At 72.5% G+C, this 18,290-nt stretch carries 17 protein-coding genes; 8 read left to right on the forward strand and 9 right to left on the reverse strand.

Going from position 1 to position 18,290, the window contains the following annotated elements:
• Positions 1 to 28: 28 nt before the first annotated feature.
• Genes zwf through tkt form a run of 4 tightly spaced genes read right to left on the reverse strand, consistent with a single transcriptional unit; the run spans position 29 to position 6,592 of the window.
• Entirely contained in the window at positions 29 to 1,573 is a 1,545-nt protein-coding gene (gene zwf / locus JQN72_RS06205) for a glucose-6-phosphate dehydrogenase (RefSeq protein ID WP_204134282.1), read from the reverse strand.
• Entirely contained in the window at positions 1,570 to 3,189 is a 1,620-nt protein-coding gene (locus JQN72_RS06210; RefSeq protein ID WP_204134283.1) for a glucose-6-phosphate isomerase, read from the reverse strand. Before JQN72_RS06210 ends, zwf begins: the two co-directional genes overlap by 4 nt.
• A complete protein-coding gene (gene tal / locus JQN72_RS06215) occupies positions 3,186 to 4,301 on the reverse strand; it encodes a transaldolase (RefSeq protein ID WP_204134284.1) in 1,116 nt (371 codons plus the stop codon). The genes JQN72_RS06210 and tal overlap by 4 nt, the downstream gene beginning before the upstream one ends.
• An 8-nt stretch (positions 4,302 to 4,309) precedes the next feature.
• On the reverse strand, positions 4,310 to 6,592 hold the full coding sequence (gene tkt / locus JQN72_RS06220) for a transketolase (protein ID WP_204134285.1): 2,283 nt from the start codon (positions 6,590 to 6,592) through the stop codon (positions 4,310 to 4,312).
• A 181-nt stretch (positions 6,593 to 6,773) separates the two neighbouring features.
• On the opposite strand from tkt, the gene JQN72_RS06225 reads away from it, so the two are divergent.
• A complete protein-coding gene (locus JQN72_RS06225) occupies positions 6,774 to 7,715 on the forward strand; it encodes a heme o synthase (protein WP_204134286.1) in 942 nt (313 codons plus the stop codon).
• On the opposite strand, the gene JQN72_RS06230 is transcribed toward JQN72_RS06225, so the two are convergent.
• From JQN72_RS06230 to JQN72_RS06250, 5 genes are all read right to left on the reverse strand, one after another.
• Positions 7,651 to 8,988 (reverse strand): MFS transporter, encoded by a 1,338-nt coding sequence (locus tag JQN72_RS06230; protein WP_204134287.1) that lies wholly within the window; start codon positions 8,986 to 8,988, stop codon positions 7,651 to 7,653. The genes JQN72_RS06225 and JQN72_RS06230 overlap by 65 nt on opposite strands.
• Positions 8,985 to 9,554, reverse strand: coding sequence for a helix-turn-helix transcriptional regulator (locus JQN72_RS06235; RefSeq protein ID WP_204134288.1), 570 nt, complete (start codon positions 9,552 to 9,554; stop codon positions 8,985 to 8,987). Before JQN72_RS06235 ends, JQN72_RS06230 begins: the two co-directional genes overlap by 4 nt.
• A 118-nt stretch (positions 9,555 to 9,672) precedes the next feature.
• Positions 9,673 to 10,590, reverse strand: coding sequence for a heme A synthase (locus JQN72_RS06240; protein ID WP_204134289.1), 918 nt, complete (start codon positions 10,588 to 10,590; stop codon positions 9,673 to 9,675).
• A gap of 38 nt (positions 10,591 to 10,628) precedes the next feature.
• Complete coding sequence (locus tag JQN72_RS06245) at positions 10,629 to 11,372, reverse strand: ABC transporter permease (protein ID WP_204134290.1); 744 nt, start codon at positions 11,370 to 11,372, stop codon at positions 10,629 to 10,631.
• Positions 11,369 to 12,079, reverse strand: a complete 711-nt coding sequence (locus JQN72_RS06250; RefSeq protein ID WP_204134291.1) for an ABC transporter ATP-binding protein — start codon at positions 12,077 to 12,079, stop codon at positions 11,369 to 11,371. Before JQN72_RS06250 ends, JQN72_RS06245 begins: the two co-directional genes overlap by 4 nt.
• Before the next feature lie 25 nt (positions 12,080 to 12,104).
• On the opposite strand from JQN72_RS06250, the gene JQN72_RS06255 reads away from it, so the two are divergent.
• The 7 genes from JQN72_RS06255 to sufC all read left to right on the forward strand — a co-directional run bounded on the left by JQN72_RS06255 (position 12,105) and on the right by sufC (position 18,289).
• Positions 12,105 to 12,776 (forward strand): phosphatidylserine decarboxylase, encoded by a 672-nt coding sequence (locus tag JQN72_RS06255; protein WP_204134292.1) that lies wholly within the window; start codon positions 12,105 to 12,107, stop codon positions 12,774 to 12,776.
• Positions 12,773 to 13,735 (forward strand): CDP-diacylglycerol--serine O-phosphatidyltransferase, encoded by a 963-nt coding sequence (gene pssA / locus JQN72_RS06260; protein WP_204134293.1) that lies wholly within the window; start codon positions 12,773 to 12,775, stop codon positions 13,733 to 13,735. Before JQN72_RS06255 ends, pssA begins: the two co-directional genes overlap by 4 nt.
• 80 nt (positions 13,736 to 13,815) lie before the next feature.
• Positions 13,816 to 14,508 (forward strand): metalloregulator ArsR/SmtB family transcription factor, encoded by a 693-nt coding sequence (locus JQN72_RS06265; RefSeq protein ID WP_204134294.1) that lies wholly within the window; start codon positions 13,816 to 13,818, stop codon positions 14,506 to 14,508.
• Positions 14,505 to 15,926, forward strand: a complete 1,422-nt coding sequence (gene sufB, locus JQN72_RS06270) for a Fe-S cluster assembly protein SufB (RefSeq protein ID WP_204134295.1) — start codon at positions 14,505 to 14,507, stop codon at positions 15,924 to 15,926. The genes JQN72_RS06265 and sufB overlap by 4 nt, the downstream gene beginning before the upstream one ends.
• Positions 15,926 to 17,101: a Fe-S cluster assembly protein SufD gene (sufD, locus tag JQN72_RS06275; protein WP_204134296.1), complete on the forward strand. Its 1,176-nt coding sequence runs from the start codon at positions 15,926 to 15,928 to the stop codon at positions 17,099 to 17,101. The genes sufB and sufD overlap by 1 nt, the downstream gene beginning before the upstream one ends.
• A 79-nt stretch (positions 17,102 to 17,180) precedes the next feature.
• Positions 17,181 to 17,522 (forward strand): non-heme iron oxygenase ferredoxin subunit, encoded by a 342-nt coding sequence (locus JQN72_RS06280; protein ID WP_204134297.1) that lies wholly within the window; start codon positions 17,181 to 17,183, stop codon positions 17,520 to 17,522.
• A 2-nt stretch (positions 17,523 to 17,524) separates the two neighbouring features.
• A complete protein-coding gene (gene sufC / locus JQN72_RS06285) occupies positions 17,525 to 18,289 on the forward strand; it encodes a Fe-S cluster assembly ATPase SufC (RefSeq protein ID WP_204134298.1) in 765 nt (254 codons plus the stop codon).
• The last annotated feature ends 1 nt before the right edge of the window (position 18,290 follow it).

The following is an 18,290-nucleotide window of genomic DNA, read 5'->3' on the forward strand; positions in this document are numbered from 1 at the left end:
CGCGTGGGAGAACGTGGTGGGGTGGTCGTCACGGCAGCCTCCACTCGCGTCCGTCGCGGTGCATGAGGTCGTCGGCCGATGCCGGTCCCCACGTGCCCGCCGCGTACTGGTCCGGCGTGGCGCCCTTGCGGCTCCAGTAGCGCTCGACGGGGTCGAGGATCCGCCAGGACTGCTCGACCTCCTCGTGCCGGGGGAAGAGCGGCGGCTCTCCGAGGAGGACGTCGAGGATGAGCCGCTCGTAGGCCTCGGGGGAGGACTCGGTGAACGAGCGGCCGTAGCCGAAGTCCATGCTGACGTCCCGGACCTCCATCTGGGCGCCGGGTACCTTCGCGCCGAACCTCAGCGTCACGCCCTCGTCGGGCTGGACGCGGATCACGACGGCGTTCTGGCCGAGCTCCTCGGTGGCGGTGTCGTTGAACGGCAGGTGCGGGGCCCGGGTGAACACGACGGCGATCTCGGTGACCCGCTTGCCCAGGCGCTTCCCGGTGCGCAGGTAGAACGGGACCCCGGCCCATCGACGGCTGTCGACGCCGAGCCGGACGGCCGCGTAGGTCTCGGTGCGCGACCCCGCGGCGACCCCGTCCTCCTGGAGGTAGCCGACGACCTTGTCACCGCCCTGCCACCCGGCGGCGTACTGACCCCGCGCGGTGCCAGTGGCGAGGTCATCGGGGAGGGTGACGGCCGAGAGGACCTTCTCCTTCTCCAGGCGGACGTTGTGCGCGTCGAAGGAGACCGGCTCCTCCATCGCCGTGAGCGCGAGGAGCTGGAGGAGGTGGTTCTGGATGACGTCGCGGGCTGCGCCGATGCCGTCGTAGTAGCCGGCCCGGCCGCCGATGCCGATGTCCTCGGCCATCGTGATCTGCACGTGGTCGACGTAGCGGTTGTTCCACACCGGCTCGAACATCGTGTTGGCGAACCGCACGGCGAGGAGGTTCTGGACGGTCTCCTTGCCGAGGTAGTGGTCGATGCGGAAGACACAGTCGGCCGGGAAGACGCCCTCGACGACGGCGTTCAGCTCGCGCGCGGACTCCAGGTCGTGCCCGAACGGCTTCTCGATGACGACCCGGCGCCACGCGCCCTGCTGCGGGGCGGACAGCCCGGACCGCTCGAGCTGCTCGCACACGGTGGCGAACGAGCCGGGCGGGATGGAGAGGTAGAACGCGTGGTTCCCGCCGGTGCCGCGCTGCTCGTCGAGCTCTGCCACCGTCTCGGCGAGGAGGTCGAAGGCGGCGTCGTCGTCGAACGCCCCGGGGACGAAGCGGATCCCCTCGGCGAGGCTGCGCCAGACCTCCTCGCGGAACGGCGTCCGGGCGTACTGCCTGACCGCCTCGTAGACGATCTTGCCGAAGTCCTGGTCCTCCCAGTCACGGCGCGCGAACCCGACGAGCGAGAAGCCCGGCGGCAGGAGGCCTCGGTTCGCGAGGTCGTAGATGGCCGGCATGAGCTTCTTGCGGGCGAGGTCGCCGGTCACGCCGAACATCACCATCGAGCACGGCCCTGCGATGCGGGGGAGCCGCTTGTCGCGTGGGTCACGCAGCGGGTTGGACCGGGCCGTGACGCGTGTGGGGCTCATGCGCCGCCCTGGCCCAGCAGGTCGCGGACCTGGGCCAGTCCGGCGTCGTGGTCGGTGAGGTGGAGGCGCAGCACGGGCCGGCCGTGCTCGGCGAGGACGGCAGCGTCGCCACCGGCCTGGGCCGCGATGAACTGGCCGAAGGTGAAGTCCCGGCCGGGGACGGCGAGGTCCTCCGCTGGAGTCGCCGTGACCTGCACGTACACGCCGGTGGCAGGACCGCCCTTGTGGTACTGCCCGGTGGAGTGCAGGAAGCGCGGCCCCCATCCGAAGGTCACCGGCCGGCCGGTGCGGTCGAAGAGGTCCCGGGCGACGTTCTCGAGGTCGGCGTCGCCCTCGCGGTCGAGGTAGGCCATGACGGCCACGTACCCGTGCTGGCCGTCGAGCTGCGCGAGGAGGTCGTCGAGGGCGGTCGCCAGCGTGTGCGTGCCACCGAGCCAGTCACCGCCGAGCGCGCGGACCTCCACCGCCCCGTCGGTGAACACCGGAGCGTCGGCGTCGTCCATCCCCTGGCCGAGGAGGTCGCGAGCGGCGGCCTTGGCGCTCTCGACGTCGGGCTGGTCGAACGGGTTGATCCCGAGGAGCCGGCCGGCCACGGCGGTGGCGGCCTCCCAGAGGAGGAGCTGGGCGCCGAGCGGCCCGGCGACGGTGACGACGGACGGGGCGCCGGACGCGGGCTCGTCGTCGGCGTCGCTCGCGAGGAGCCGGGCGACCGTGCCGTCGGCGTACATCGATGTGGGCTCGCTGCCGACGGCCACGACCGGCAGGATGCCGGTGCCCTCCTTGCCGGTCGACTCGGCGATGAGCTGCTCGGCCCATGCGGGGAAGCCGACGTTCTCGGTCCCGGCGTCGACGAGCACGAGCTTGTCGCGCAGCGGTGAGGTGCCGGCCATGGCGGCGCCGAGCCGCAGCGCGGGGTTGGCCTCGTCGTCGGCGGCGAGGAGGTCCGCGACCGCCTCGGCGTCGTCGAGCAGGCCCTCGACGTCGGCGCCGGCGAGCCCGCTCGGGACGAGCCCGAAGGCGGTGAGCGCCGAGTAGCGCCCGCCCACGGCGGGGTCGGCGTTGACGACCCGGTAGCCGTCGGCGCGGGCCTGCTCGTCGAGCGGTGAGCCTGGGTCCGTGACGACCACGAGGCGGGTCGTGGGGTCCAGGCCCGCCTCCTCGAAGGCGTGGACGAACGCACGGCGCTGGCTGTCGGTCTCGACGGTGGACCCGGACTTGCTCGACACGACGACGACGGTGCGCTCGAGGTCGGTGAGGGCTCCGCGCACGACGTCGGGGTCGGACGAGTCGAGGACGACGATGGGGACCCCGGCGGTCGCACAGATGACCTCCGGAGCCAGCGACGAGCCGCCCATCCCACACAGGACGACGCGGTCGTAGCCGACGTCCTCGAGGGCCGCCTTGAGGGCCGCGACCTCACCGAGGAGCGGTCGGGAGGACCTCGGCAGCCCCGTCCAGGAGAGCCGTTCGGCGGCCTCGTCCTCGGCGGCCTCCCCCCAGAGCGTGTGGTCCTGCGCGAACAGGCGCCCCGCGACCCCGTCGGACACGAGGACCGGGACGTGGGCGGCGACCGCGTCGGCCGCCGCCCCTGTCGCGGAGACGTCGAGTGTGCTCACGCGGTGGCCTTCTCGAGCTCGCGCGTGACGCCCTGTAGGAGCTCCTCCCAGGACTTCTCGAACTTCTCGACTCCCTCCCGCTCGAGCTGGTCGACGACCTCGGAGTACGAGATCCCGAGCCGCTCGAGGGTGTCGAGGACCTCGGTGGCCTCGTCGTAGCCGCTGGTCACCGTGTCGCCGGTGACCTGGGCGTGGTCGGCCGTGGCCTCCAGCGTCTTCTCGGGCATCGTGTTGACGGTGCCCGGCGCGACGAGCTCGGTGACGTACATCGTGTCGGGGTAGTCCGGGTCCTTCACGCCGGTGGAGGCCCACAGCGGTCGCTGTCGGTGGGCTCCTGCGGCCTCCAGGGACGCCCAGCGGGGCGTGGCGAAGACCTCCTCGTAGGCCTGGTAGGCCAGCCGGGCGTTGGCGATGCCCGCCCGGCCACGGACGGCAGCGGCCTCGTCGGTGCCGATGGCGTCGAGCCGCTCGTCGACCTCGGAGTCGACACGCGAGACGAAGAACGACGCGACGGACCGGATGAGGGAGAGGTCCTTGCCGTGCTCGCGGGCCTGCTCCAGCCCGGTGAGGAACGCGTTCATGACGGCCCGGTACCGGTCGAGCGAGAAGATGAGCGTCACGTTGACCGAGATGCCCTCGGCGAGAACCTGCGAGATGGCGGGCAGCCCTTCGACGGTGGCCGGGATCTTGACGAACACGTTCGGCTGGTCGACCGCGGCGGCCAGCGCCTTGGCCTCCTCGACCGTGCGGGCGGTGTCGTGGGCGGCGCGGGGGTCGACCTCGATCGAGACCCGCCCGTCCTCGCCGTCGGTGCGCTCGAACACCGGCTTCATGATCTCGCAGGCGTCGTGGACGTCCTTGGTCGTGAGCGCGAACACGGACTCGTCGACGCTCTTGCCCGCCGCGGCCAGCTCGTCGACCTGGTCGTCGTACGCGTCGCCCTCGGACAGCGCAGCCTGGAAGATCGACGGGTTGGTCGTGACGCCGACGACGCCGCGCTCGTCGATGAGCTGCTGGAGGTTCCCGGAGCTGATCCGCTCGCGGGAGAGGTCGTCGAGCCAGACCGAGACGCCCTCGGCGGCCAGGTCCTGGATGGGCTGGGGTGCTGTCATGGTGCTCCTCACTTCCCCGCCGAGGCCTTCTGGCTCGGCGTCACCGTGTCACCTGCGGCGCGCGACCGCTTGGCCCGCGGAGAGGTGTCGTTGACGGCGGGGACCCCGTGGGCCGCGCGCGCCGCCTTGAGCGAGTCCTTGGCCGCCTTGACCACGGCCTCCGGCGTGAACCCGAACTCGCGGTAGAGCGTCGCCTGGTCGGCGGAGGCCCCGAAGTGCTCGATGCTGACGCAGCGTCCGGAGTCGCCCACGAGGTCGTGCCATCCCATGGACACACCCGCCTCCACGCTGACGCGGGCCTTGACCTCTGGGGGCAGGACCTTGCTCTGGTAGGAGCGCGACTGCTCCTCGAACCATTCCCGGCACGGCATCGAGACCACGCGGGTGGGGATCCTCGCCTTCTCGAGCCGCTCGCGGGCGGCCAGCGCGATCGCCACCTCGGAGCCGGTGGCGACGAGGACGACCTCGGGGGCCTCGTCCCCGTTCGGGCCGCCGTCGACCAGGACGTAGGCGCCCTTGCGGGCCCCGCTCGCCTTGGCGTGCGTGGAGCGGTCGACGATGCGCAGCGGCTGGCGCGACAGCGCCAGGCCCGCGGTCCGGCGACGGCGCAGTACCTCGGCCCAGACCTCGGCCGTCTCGTTGGCGTCCGCCGGGCGCACGACGTCGAGCTGGGGGATGGCCCGCAGCGACGCCAGGTGCTCGATGGGCTGGTGGGTGGGACCGTCCTCACCGAGGCCGATGGAGTCGTGTGTCCACACGAACGTCACCGGCAGCTCCTGGAGGGCGGCGAGCCGCACCGCGGGGCGCATGTAGTCGGAGAAGACGAGGAACGTCCCGCCGTACGGGCGGGTGAGGCCCTCGAGGGCGATCCCGTTGAGGATCATGCCCATCCCGTTCTCGCGGATGCCGAAGTGGAGGGTGCGGCCGTACGGACCACCCTTCCACGCGTCGGTCTGCTTGCCCGTGGGGATGAAGGACTGGACGCCCTCCATCGTCGTGTTGTTCGACTCCGCGAGGTCGGCCGAGCCGCCCCAGAGCTCGGGAAGGACCTCCCCGAGGGCGCCGAGGACCTTGCCGGAAGCGGCCCGGGTAGCGATGCCCTTGTCGTCGGCCTCGAAGGTCGGGAGCGCTGCAGCGAAACCCTCCGGGAGCTCTCCGGCCACGAGCCGGTCGAGCAGCGCGGCGCGCTCGGTGTTGCCCTTGCGCCACGTCTTGTAGCCCTTGTCCCACTCGCGGTGGGCCGCCTTGCCGCGCTTCTTGACCTCGCGGGAGTGGTTGAGTACCGCGCGGTCGACCTCGAAGGTCTTGCCCGGGTCGAAGCCGAGGAGCTCCTTGGTGGCGGCGACCTCGTCCTTGCCGAGGGCCGAGCCGTGCGACTTGCCGGTGCCGCGGGCCTGCGGCGCGGGCCAGGCGATGACGGTGCGGAGCCGGACGAGGGTGGGGCGCTTGCCCGGACGGCGGCTCTTCTCGAGGGCGACGAGCAGCGCGTCGACGTCCTCGGTGTACTCGGGGGTGCCGGCCGGGTCGTCCGAGCGGCGCCAGTCGATGTCGACGACCTCCCAGCCGTAGGCCTCGAAGCGCTTGCCGACGTCCTCGCTGAACGAGATGTCGGTGTCGTCCTCGATGGAGATCTGGTTGGCGTCGTAGACGACGGTGAGGTTGCCCAGCTCCTGGTGCCCCGCGAGCGAGCAGGCCTCGGAGGCGACGCCCTCCATGAGGTCGCCGTCGGAGGCCAGCACCCAGACGTGGTGGTCGAAGGGGCTCTCGCCGGCCTTGGCGTCGGGGTCGAGCATCCCGCGCTGGCGGCGCTGGGCCATCGCCATGCCGACCGCGGACGCGAGCCCGGACCCGAGCGGGCCGGTCGTGATCTCGACCCCGGCGGTGTGGTGGACCTCGGGGTGTCCGGGGGTGAGCGAGCCCCAGGTGCGCAGCGACTTGAGGTCCCCGAGCTCGAGGCCGTAGCCCGAGAGGTACAGCTGGATGTACTGGGTGAGCGACGAGTGGCCGCAGGAGAGCACGAACCGGTCCCGGCCCAGCCACGCGGGGTCCGTGGGGTCGTGCCGCATGACCTGTTGGTAGAGCAGGTAGGCGACCGGGGCGAGGCTCATCGCGGTGCCCGGGTGACCGTTGCCCGCCTTCTGCACCGCGTCGGCCGCGAGGACGCGCACGGTGTCGACGGCACGGACGTCGAGGTCCGTCCACCCCGCCTTCTTGGCGACGGGCCGCGTGAGCTCCGACGAACGGCCGGCCAGGGGGGACGCGGAGCGCTTGCTGGTGGTGGTGGGGGGCAAGGGGGAACCTCTCTCGCAGGGACGTGACCAGGCGGACCACCGGCGGTAGGGCGCCGTGTGACGCTTCTGCGACCCACCCTAGACCCGGGCGACCGGGTGAGGACGGGGGCGCTCGGCGAGGGTGCTGTCGTGGGCCGTTAGAATCCCGGTGCACCGTTTCGGCCGACCCGCGAAGGACGACGTGGCCACGACCTCCCTCCCGACCGCGGCGGCACCCACCGCCTACCGGGACGCCCGGAGCAGGGTCGCCGCCTTCGTCGCGCTCACCAAGCCCCGGATCATCGAGCTCCTGCTCGTCACCACGGTGCCCGTGATGTTCCTCGCCGAGCGCGGTGTCCCGTCCCTGTGGCTCGTCGTCGCCACCCTCGTCGGCGGCACGCTCAGCGCAGGCGCGGCGAACACCTTCAACTCCGTCTACGACCGCGACATCGACCGCCTCATGCACCGCACGAGCACCCGACCGATGGTCACCGGTGCGGTCGGTGTCCGGGAGGCCCTGGTCTTCGGCGCGGTGCTGACCGTCGGGTCCACGCTCTGGTTCGCGCTCGTCGTCAACCTCGTGTCGGCCGTGCTGTCGCTCGTCGCCGTCGCGCTGTACGCCGTCGGCTACACGATGCTGCTCAAGCGGCGTACGTCGCAGAACATCGTGTGGGGCGGCATCGCCGGATGCATGCCCACGCTCATCGGCTGGTCGGCCGTCACGGGCACGGTGGGCTGGCCTGCGTTCGTGCTGTTCCTGGTCGTCTTCTTCTGGACCCCGCCGCACTACTGGCCGCTGTCGATGGCGTTCCGCGAGGACTACGCGTCGGCCGACGTGCCGATGCTGCCCGTCGAGCAGGGGCCCGTCACCGTCGGTCGCCGCATCGTGGCCTACTCGTGGGTGATGGTCGCGACCTCCCTGGCCCTGGTCCCGGTCGCGTCGATGGGCTGGGTCTACCTCGTCGCCGCCGTGGTCGCGGGGGTGGTCTTCGTGGCCGAGGCGCACCGGCTGCTGGGGTCGGCACGTCGCGGCGTCACCGGGACCGCCCTGAAGCCGATGCGGCTCTTCCACTACTCGATCACCTACGTGACCGTGGTGTTCCTCGCCGTGGCCGTCGACCCTCTGCTCCACCTTCCGCTCTGACCTCCGACGCCCCGCCGCCGACGCGTCCGGTGGGCAGGTCGCGGCGAGCGCGGTACGGCCCGACGTACACGAGCATCGAGAACACTGTGTGCAGGGCCGCCATCACGAAGATGGTGGACCGCAGGCCCGCGGCCGACCCGAGCCAGCCCGCTGCGAGCCCGGCGGCCGGCATCGTCCCGAAGTTCAGGACCGAGGAGGCCGACGCGGCGCGGCCGAGCAGCTCCGGCGGGGTGTAGCGCTGCCGGAACGCCGACCGCACCACGTTGGCACCGACGACGCCGGCCCCGACGAGGGCAGCGCCGAGCGGCACGAGGAGGACGCCAGGTCCCGGCGTCGCGAGGGCGACGAGGAGCGCGGTCGGTCCGCCGAGCACCTGCAGCCACCGCATGGCCCGGGCCGTACCGACCCGACCCGCGAGCCGGCCGGCGGCGCTCGCCCCGGCGAGCCCGCCGAGGCTGCCGGCCGACATGAGTGCACCGACCGTCGTCGGGCCGACACCGAGGTCGCGGACGAGGAAGAGCACGAGGAGCGTCTGGTACCCGGTGAGGGCGAAGTTCGAGGCGGCCCCCTGGAGCGTGAAGAAGCGCAGGAAGGGGTCTGCCGTCACGACGCGGACGCCCTCCGCGATCTCGCGGCGCAAGCTCGTGCGCCCGGCACGGTGCTCGTGCCGGCGCAGCGACCGTGGGTCGATCCGCCACAGGCAGACGGCCGAGACGAGGAAGCTCACGACGTCGAGGAGCAGCGCGACCGCGCCGCCGAAGAGCTGGACGGCGAGCCCACCGACGCCGGGCCCGGCCACCTGCATCGCCGACTCGGTCCCGTAGAGCCGGCCGTTCGCGGCGTCGAGGTCGGGCTCGCGCACGGCGGTGGGGACGAAGGCGCCGTAGGCGGTCCGGAAGAAGACCGTGCACGCCCCGTTGACCAGCGCCGCGGCCGCGAGATGCGGCAGGGTGAGGACGCCTGCGACCCACGCCACGGGGACCGAGCCGACGGCGGTGGCGCCCACGAGGTCGGCAGCGACCATGACCCGCCGCGCGTCGAGACGGTCGACCCAGGCGCCCGCGGGCAGCCCGACGAACAGCCACGGGAGCCAGGCGGCGGCCGTGAGCAGGCCCATCCACCCCGGCCCGGCGTCGAAGTCGGTGACCGCGAGCAGTGGTATGACGACGACGGTCGTCATGGCGCCGAGCACACTCACGCCCTCGCCGAACCACAGCAGGCGGAAGGACCGGTTGCGGGGGAGGGGCGCCGGTCCGGCGACCGGGGGTGTCACGGCTGGCAGGGGAAGCCGCGCGAGAAGACGAGCACGGGCTCGCGCTCCGCGCCGTCGTCGGGGACGTCCCGGTCGGACCACCGCTCGAAGACGGCCATGACCTCCTCGGCGACCTCGCGCAGCTCGGCGGGCGAGACGCGCAGCCAGGTCTGCGTCGCGTAGGCCGCGTCGTCCCACTCGGGGTCGCTGCCCTCGTTGGCGAGCCAGGCCAGGACCCGCTCGGTCTGCCGTCTGGCTCCGAGTGCGACGGCCTCCCGGGCGGCGTCGACGGCCGCGAGGTCCTCGAGGTCGACGCTGCTCCACCGCGTCCCCGCGTTCACGAGGCGCCACCAGCGCTCCCGCCGGTCGCGAGCGAGCTCCGGGGCCTCCTCGACCAGGCCCGCAGCGGCGAGCACCTTGAGGTGGTGGCTGGCGTTGCCGACCGCCTGGCCGGTGCGTGCGGCGAGTGCGGAGGCCGTCGACGGGCCGTCGACCTTCAGCGCGTCCATCATCCGGGCCCGGAAGGGATGGGCCAGCGCGGCCAGGGGGGCGGCGTCGCGCAGGGTGCGGATCTCCGGCTTCGTCATGGTGTCGACGATAGAAGCACAAGTGTTATTGCACAAGAGATGTTGTGCGAAGGGGGACGCTCACCCCGGGGTGTGGCGATGAGGCCCCGGACGTCCGGCCGGGCGGTGTGGTGAGCGGTCAGGCGGCCAGCGTGGCGTGGTCCTCGGCGCGTGGCGCCGGGACGGCGACCGGGCGCGCGTCCAGGAGGAGCCACGTGGCGGCCGAGACGAAGACCGCGGAGCCGAGGAGGTGGACCGCGACGAGCGGCACCGGCAGCCCGGTGAGGTACTGCGCGAACCCGACTGCTCCCTGCGCGAGCTCGACGCCGAGGACGACGGCCGCCGTGCGCCGCAGCGCGGTGTGCCGGGTCAGCCACAGGACGAGGAGCGTGGCCGCGACGACCGCGTACACGGACCAGGCGTGCAGGCGGCTCAGCAGCTCGGGGTCGAGGCCGTTGCGCGGCACGTCCGCGTCCCCCGCGTGCGGGCCGCTGCCGGTGACGACCGTGCCGAGGTACACGACGACCCACGCGAGGGCGTACAGGGCGAGGACGAAGGACCGGACGCGCCCGGACACATCTGCCGGCCGGTGGTCGTGCACCCGGGCGACGAGCCACGTCGCGAGGGCCACGAGGACGAGCGAGAGCAGCAGGTGCACCGCGACGACCCACGGGTTGAGGTCGGTGAGGACGCTGATGCCCCCGACGACCGCCTGGAGCGGGATGCCGAGCGCGAGGACGACGGCATGGGTGCGCAGCGACCGGCTCGAGCGGGCCCATCGCCACACCGCGACGACCGTGCCGACGGCGACGGCGACGAGGACGTAGGTGAGCAGCCGGTTGCCGAACTCGATGACCCCGTGTGCGCCGAGCTCGCGGTGCGGGGTGAACGAGGCGTCCGTGCAGCGCGGCCACGTGGGGCAGCCGAGGCCCGAGCCCGTGAGCCGCACCAGTGCACCGGTGACGATGATGACCACGTTCGCCACCAGGGAGCCCCAGGCCCAGCGCCGGACCGTCCGGGTGGAGACCTCGGCGGGGATCAGGGGCGTGCGGACCACGTCCAGATCGTACGTGGGGCGAGGGCGGGGCCCGCCGGTCACCCTTCCCACCGGAACCAGCGAGCGACCGCCGCCGCACCGCCCGCGAGCCACACGGAGAGCACCCCCCACTCGCGCCAGGGCCACGAGCCGTCGACGAGCGTCCCGCGGACCGCGTCCCCCAGTGCGCCCGACGGCAGGAGCGCGGCCGGCGTGCCGACGGCCTCGGGCAGCACCGCGGTGGGGACGAGGACCCCGAGCCCCAGCAGCACCACCCAGACGAGGTTGGCGAGGGCCAGCACGGCCTCGGCGCGCACCGTGCCGGCGAGCAGCAGCGCCAGCGACACGAAGCACGCGGAGCCGAGCACGAGGGTCACGAGCGCGAGGGCGAGCCCCGCGGCACCGGGCCGCCAACCGAGGGCTGCTCCGAGACCACCGAGGACGACCACCTGGACGCCGAGCACCACGAGCACGGCCACGCTCCTGCCCGCCAGCAGGCCGCCCCGTCCGAGGGGTGTCGTGCCGAGGAGCCGGAGGACCCCCGAGCGCCGGTCGAACCCGGTGGCGATGGCCTGGCCGGTGAACGCGGTGGAGACGACGGCCAGCGTCAGCGCCCCCGCCGTCGCGAGGTCGACCCGCCGGCCGGCCCCGAGGTCCGGCACGCTCGTGAGCGCGAGGGCGGCGAGGGCCAGGGCGGGGAGGACGACGGAGACGAGGAGCTGCTCGCCGTTGGACAGGAGGAGCCGGGTCTCGAAGGCCGCCTGCGCGAGGACCCGCGACCGCGGTGGCGCCGGGAGGCTCATCGCTCGGCCTCCGCCGTGAGCCCGAAGTAGACGTCCTCGAGGCTGCGCCCCCCACGGACGGCGTCGAGCGACCCCGCGGCGGCCACCCGGCCGGCGGTGAGGACGACGACGTCGTCGGCGATCCGCTCGGCCTCCTCGAAGGAATGGGTCGTGAGGACGACGCACGTTCCTCCGCCGGCCTCCGAGCGGAGGAGGTCCCACACCTCCCGCCGGGCGTGCGGGTCGAGTCCCGCGGTCGGCTCGTCGAGGAAGAGCACCTGCGGGCGGCCGACCAGCGCTGTGGCCAGCGCCACCCGCTGGCGCTGGCCCCCGGACATCCGGCGGACGGTGGTCCGGGCGAAGGCGTCGATGCCGAGGCGGGCGGCGAGGTCGTCCACGGGCCACGGGTCCGCGTAGAGGGCCGCGAGGTGGCGCAGGAGCGGCAGGGGCCGCGTGGTCGTGGGCAGACCGCCGTCCTGGAGCATGACGCCCACCGCGGCCCGGTGCTCGGCCGACGCCCGCCAAGGGTCGGTGCCCAGGACTCGGGCCTCTCCCGCATCCGGGCGCCGGAGGCCTTCGAGACACTCGACGGTCGTCGTCTTCCCCGCGCCGTTCGGGCCGAGCACGGCGGTCACCCGGCCCGAGGAGGCGCTCCAGGAGGCGCCGTCGACCGCGGTCGTCCGCCCGAACGCGTGGCGCAGGTCGTGCACGAGGACCGCCGGCGCCATGGCCCGACATCCTAGGCTGGCGCCCATGCCACGCATCGACCGGGAGGCCGCTCCCGCCACCGCCGTCGCGGCCGTCCCCGCCGTGACCGCACTGCTCGCCGGACGCGTCCGGGCCGCCCTCGTGCTCGCCGCACTGCCCGTCGCGGTCGCCGCGTTCTTCCGGGACCCGGACCGCACCCCGGACGTCCGCCCCGCGCCGGTCGACGACGTCCTGGCGCCTGCCGACGGCAAGGTGATGTACGCGGGCCCCGGGCAGGACGGCGTCGCGCCCGAGGGGGAGTGGCAGCAGGTGAGCATCTTCCTGTCCGCGTTCGACGTGCACATGAACCGCGCTCCCTACGGTGGCAGCGTCGTCGAGGTCGTCGAGCGGCCGGGCCGGTGGCTCGCCGCGTACCGGCACGAGAGCGCCCATCTCAACGAGCGCAGCGACATCACCGTGGAGCGTGAGGTCGACGGTGGGGTGCGTCGCGTCCACTTCCGGCAGATCGTCGGGCTGATGGCCCGCCGGGTCGTCACCCGGGTCTCCGTGGGCGACGACGTCGCCACCGGTCAGCGCATCGGCCTGATGAAGTTCGGGTCGCGGATGGACGTCTTCGTCCCGGCGGAGTGCGACCTCCTCGTCCGGACCGGGGAGCGGGTCGTGGCCGGCGAGACGGTCATCGCGCGGTGGCGCGCCGCGTCCGTGGTTCCCCGATGAGCAGCGGCGAACCGGCCACCGGGCGGCGGCGCATCCTGGACCGCTGGCGCCTGGTCTCGCCCACCGGAGCCCGGGTCGTCTCGCTCCGGCAGCTCCGCAAGCGCGAGCGGGCCCGCCTCCTGGCGCCGAGTGCCTTCACGACGCTCAACCTCGTCAGCGGGTTCTCGTCGGTGCTGCTGGCCTTCCGGGGTCATTTCACGCTTGCGGCGGTGCTCATCGCCTTCTCGATCGTCATGGACATCGCGGACGGCTTCGTCGCCCGGCTCGTCGGTGCAACCTCGCCGTTCGGGCTGCAGCTGGACTCGCTGGCGGACCTCATTTCGTTCGGCGTCGCACCTGCCGTGCTCGTCCACACGTGGGCCCTGGACGACTGGCCCTACCTGGCGTGGCTCGTCGCCTTCCTGTGGCTCTCCTGCGCGGCCTTCCGGCTCGCCCGCTTCAACGTGACCATCGACCCGGCTGCCGACAAGCGTTACTTCGTGGGCCTGCCGTCACCCGGTGCCGCGAGCGTCGTCATCGCGACCATCTTCGCCCTGGACTCACCGCACTTCGGGCCGGGCACCGGCCCGTGGCTGGCGTGGTTCCCGCTCATCGTCAGCGTGGGCCCGGCGCTCCTCATGGTCATGACCATCCGCTTCCGGTCGTTCCGCAACCTCCTGTCGCCGCGGACGCGACGAGCCCGGCTCGGCACCGCCGCGGTCGCGCTCGCCATCGTCGTCGGGCTGGCGGTCGCGCCGGGGCTCACCGGTCTCGTCGTCGCCTACGGCTACGTCCTTACGGCACCGCTCGGGGTCCTCTCCGCGCCGCTGCGCGAGCGCTGGCTCGGCCCCGACGCCGTGGCGCCGCCGCGCCATCGGATGCCGTCGGTGTTCCTGCCCTTCGACGAGGACGACGACATCGACGGACCCGCGGTCGAGAACGACGCGTGCGGGCCGGAGCCGGACACGCCGGCAGGCTAAGGGGAGCCCGGCTCCCCCTGCTGACCTGGTTAGGTGAGCCTTCCTTGGGCGGGCCCGGGACAATTACCTAACATGGCTGTGTGGTTAATGCCGATGCCCACCTCGAGTCGCGGACGCGCGACCGGGTGCTGCGCGTCGTGAGCCAGGCGGGCCCGGTCAGCATCGCGGGCCTCGTCGACCAGCTCGGCCTCACCGAGACCGCCGTCCGCCGGCACGTGTCCACCCTCCACGCCGACGGTCTCGTCGAGCCCCGCGAGGGTACGGCGCCGCGTCGGCGCGGTCGCCCCGCCAAGGTCTGGGTGCTCTCCGAGGCGGGTCACCGGGCGCTCGCATCCGACTACGACCACCTCGCCGGAGACGCCCTGCGCTTCCTGCGCCGCACCGGTGGCGAGAGCGCCGTCCAGGCTTTCGCCGAGGAGCGCGTCGCCGGTCTCGAGGCGCGCATCGCGGGCCGCCTCGTCAGCGCGGGCGACGACCCCCGGGCCCGCGCGGACGCCCTCGTCGACGCCCTCAACACCGAGGGCTACTCCGCGTCCACCCGTCCCGTGGGAACACCTGACGCCCCTCCGGCGCTGACCGGGGTGCAGCTGTGCCAGGGGCACTGTCCCATCCAGCACGTCGCATCCGAGTTCCCCGAGCTGTGCGAGGCCGAGACCGAGGCGTTCTCGCGTCTGCTCGGCGTCCACGTCCAGCGCCTGGCGACCCTCGCCCACGGCGACCACGTCTGCACCACGTTCGTCCCGACCCCGACCACCGAGAGGCCATCGCGATGACGAGCCACATCGAAGAGCTCAACCCGGGTCTGAAGGACCTCGGCCGCTACGAGTACGGCTGGGCCGACAGCGACGCCGCCGGCGCCTCGGCGCGGCGCGGCCTGTCCGACGAGGTCGCCCGCGACATCTCGCGGCTGAAGAGCGAGCCGCAGTGGATGGAGGACCTCCGCCTCAAGGCCCTGCGGCTCTTCGACAAGAAGCCCATGCCCAGCTGGGGCAGCGACCTCACCGGCATCGACTTCCAGAACATCAAGTACTTCGTGCGCTCCACGGAGAAGCAGGCGACGACCTGGGACGAGCTGCCCGAGGACATCAAGCGCACCTACGACAAGCTCGGGATCCCCGAGGCCGAGAAGCAGCGCCTCATCGCGGGCGTCGCGGCCCAGTACGAGTCCGAGGTCGTCTACCACCAGATCCGCGAGGACCTCGAGGAGAAGGGTGTCGTCTTCGTCGACACCGACACCGGCCTGCGCGAGCACGAGGACCTGTTCCGCGAGTACTTCGGCAGCGTCATCCCCGTCGGCGACAACAAGTTCGCGGCGCTCAACACCGCGGTGTGGTCCGGCGGCTCGTTCATCTACGTCCCGCCGGGGGTCCACGTCGACATCCCGCTCCAGGCCTACTTCCGGATCAACACCGAGAACATGGGCCAGTTCGAGCGGACCCTGATCATCGCCGACGAGGGCTCCTCGGTGCACTACGTCGAGGGCTGCACCGCGCCGATCTACAAGTCCGACAGCCTGCACAGCGCGGTCGTCGAGATCGTCGTCAAGAAGAACGCGCGGGTGCGGTACACGACCATCCAGAACTGGTCGAACAACGTCTACAACCTCGTGACCAAGCGCGCCACGTGCGCCGAGGGCGCGACGATGGAGTGGATCGACGGCAACATCGGCTCCAAGGTGACCATGAAGTACCCGGCCGTCTTCCTCCTCGGTGAGCACGCCAAGGGCGAGACGCTCTCGATCGCGTTCGCCGGCGAGGGCCAGCACCAGGACGCGGGCTCGAAGATGGTCCACGCGGCCCCGCACACGTCGTCCTCGATCGTCAGCAAGTCGGTCGCGCGCGGCGGCGGGCGCACGTCCTACCGCGGGCTGGTGCAGGTCATGGAGGGCGCGCACGGGTCGAGGAGCAACGTCGTCTGCGACGCGCTGCTCGTCGACACGATCAGCCGCTCCGACACCTACCCGTACGTCGACATCCGCGAGGACGACGTCCAGATGGGCCACGAGGCCACGGTCTCGAAGGTGTCCGAGGACCAGCTGTTCTACCTCATGTCCCGCGGGATGACCGAGGAGGAGGCGATGGCGATGATCGTGCGCGGCTTCGTCGAGCCCATCGCCAAGGAGCTCCCGATGGAGTACGCCCTCGAGCTCAACCGACTCATCGAGCTGCAGATGGAAGGAGCGGTCGGCTGATGAGCCTGCTGACCCCCGCCCCCACCCAGGGGGAGCACACGCACAGCGCCGCGACGATGGTCCCGGACGCCTCGCGCGCCGAGCGCACGGCGTCCTTCGACGTCGCCGCGTTCCCGGTGCCGAACGGCCGCGAGGAGGAGTGGCGCTTCAGCCCGGTCGACCGGCTCGGGGCCTTCTTCCGGGACGAGGCCACCGGTGCCGGCCTGGGCTGGGACGAGACGCTGCCCGAGGGCGTGACGGTCGCGACGATGCCCGTCGCCGACTGGCAGGCGCTCGGCGTGCCCGCGCCGCAGGACCGCGCCGCGGCCGTTGCCGCCGCGCACAGTGGCGGGGTCGGCGTGCTCGACGTCCCCGCGGAGGCCGAGCTGACCGAGCCGGTACGGATCCGGCTGTCCGGGCACGAGCACGAGCTCGTGCACGGGCACCTGCTCGTGCGGGCCGGGCGCTTCGCGAAGGCCACTGTCGTCATCGAGCACACGGGCGTGTCCGACTACTCCGAGATGCTCACCGTGCTCGCCGGGGACGGCAGCGACGTCACGGTCGTCAGCGTGCAGGAGTGGGACGACGCCAGCCACCACCTCGCGCAGCACGACGTCGTCGTGGGCCGCGACGCCCGCGTCCGGCACATCGCCGTGACCCTCGGAGGTGGGGTCGTCCGGCTCAACACGAACGCCTCGTACACCGGTCCCGGCGGGTCGTTCGAGGGGCTCGGCGTCTACTTCGCCGACGCCGGCCAGCACCAGGAGCACCGGCTGTTCGTCGACCACGAGGCGCCGCACTGTCGCAGCAACGTCGAGTACAAGGGGGCGCTGCAGGGCGAGACCGCGCGCACCGTCTGGGTCGGCGACGTGCTCATCAGGGCCGCCGCCGAGGGCACCGACACCTATGAGCTCAACCGCAACCTCGTGCTCACCGACGGCGCCCGCGCCGACTCGGTCCCGAACCTCGAGATCGAGACCGGCGAGATCGAGGGTGCCGGGCACGCGTCGGCCACCGGCCGCTTCGACGACGAGCAGCTGTTCTACCTCCAGGCCCGGGGCATCCCCGAGGACGAGGCCCGCCGGCTCGTCGTCCGGGGCTTCTTCGCGAGCGTCGTGGGCCGGATCGGCGTCCCCGAGGTCCAGGAGCACCTCATGGAGGCCATCGAGCGCGAGCTCGCCGGAGGTGCCGAGTGAGTACCCCACGACGCTCCTCCGCCCACGCGATGCGTGGGACCCGCGTTGCGCTCGGCCAGATGGTTCGCGAGGACCCGGCATGAGCGAGCAGCTGACCACCGAGGGGTTCGTGCGGGTCTGCCGGCTCGACGAGCTGCCCGCCGTGGGCGCCGCGGCCGCCGAGATCGACGGCCGGCGCGTCTCGATCGTCCGCACCGAGGACGGCGAGGTGCACTGTGTCGACGACACGTGCACGCACGCGAACGTCTCGCTGTCCGAGGGCGAGCTCGACGGCTGCACCCTCGAGTGCTGGCTGCACGGCTCGCGCTTCGACCTCCGGTCCGGCGAGCCCACGGGCCCGCCCGCCGTCACCCCCATCGCCGTCCACACCGTCCGTACCGAGGGCGACGAGGTCTTCGTCGCCCTGTCCGAGGAGAGCTGAGCATGTCCACCCTTGAGATCAAGGACCTCCACGTCACCGTCGAGACCGAGCAGGGCACCAAGGAGATCCTCCGCGGCGTCACGCTGTCGATCAGCAGTGGTGAGACCCACGCGATCATGGGCCCGAACGGCTCCGGCAAGTCGACCCTCGCGTACTCCGTCGCCGGTCACCCGAAGTACACGATCACCTCGGGGACGGTCACCCTCGACGGCGAGGACGTCCTCGAGATGTCCGTCGACGAGCGGGCCCGCGCCGGCCTCTTCCTCGCCATGCAGTACCCGGTCGAGGTCCCCGGCGTCACCGTCTCCAACTTCCTGCGCACCGCCAAGACGGCCGTGTCCGGCGAGGCCCCGAAGCTGCGCCATTGGGTCAAGGACGTCAAGGACGCGATGGGCAACCTCCGGATGGACGCCGCGTTCGCCGACCGCAACGTCAACGAGGGCTTCTCCGGCGGCGAGAAGAAGCGCCACGAGATCCTCCAGATGGAGCTCCTCGAGCCGAAGATGGCCATCCTCGACGAGACGGACTCCGGCCTCGATGTCGACGCCCTGCGGGTCGTCTCCGAGGGCGTCAACCGGGCCAAGGAGAAGACCGGCGCCGGAGTCCTCCTCATCACGCACTACACCCGCATCCTGCGGTACATCCAGCCCGACTTCGTCCACGTGTTCGTCGACGGCCGGATCGCCGAGGAGGGCGGCCCCGAGCTCGCCGAGCGTCTCGAGGCCGAGGGCTACGACCGCTTCCAGCCGGCGAACGCCGAGGCCTGAC

This window comes from Phycicoccus sp. CSK15P-2 (assembly GCF_016888005.1).
Taxonomy (GTDB): Bacteria; Actinomycetota; Actinomycetes; order Actinomycetales; family Dermatophilaceae; genus Phycicoccus.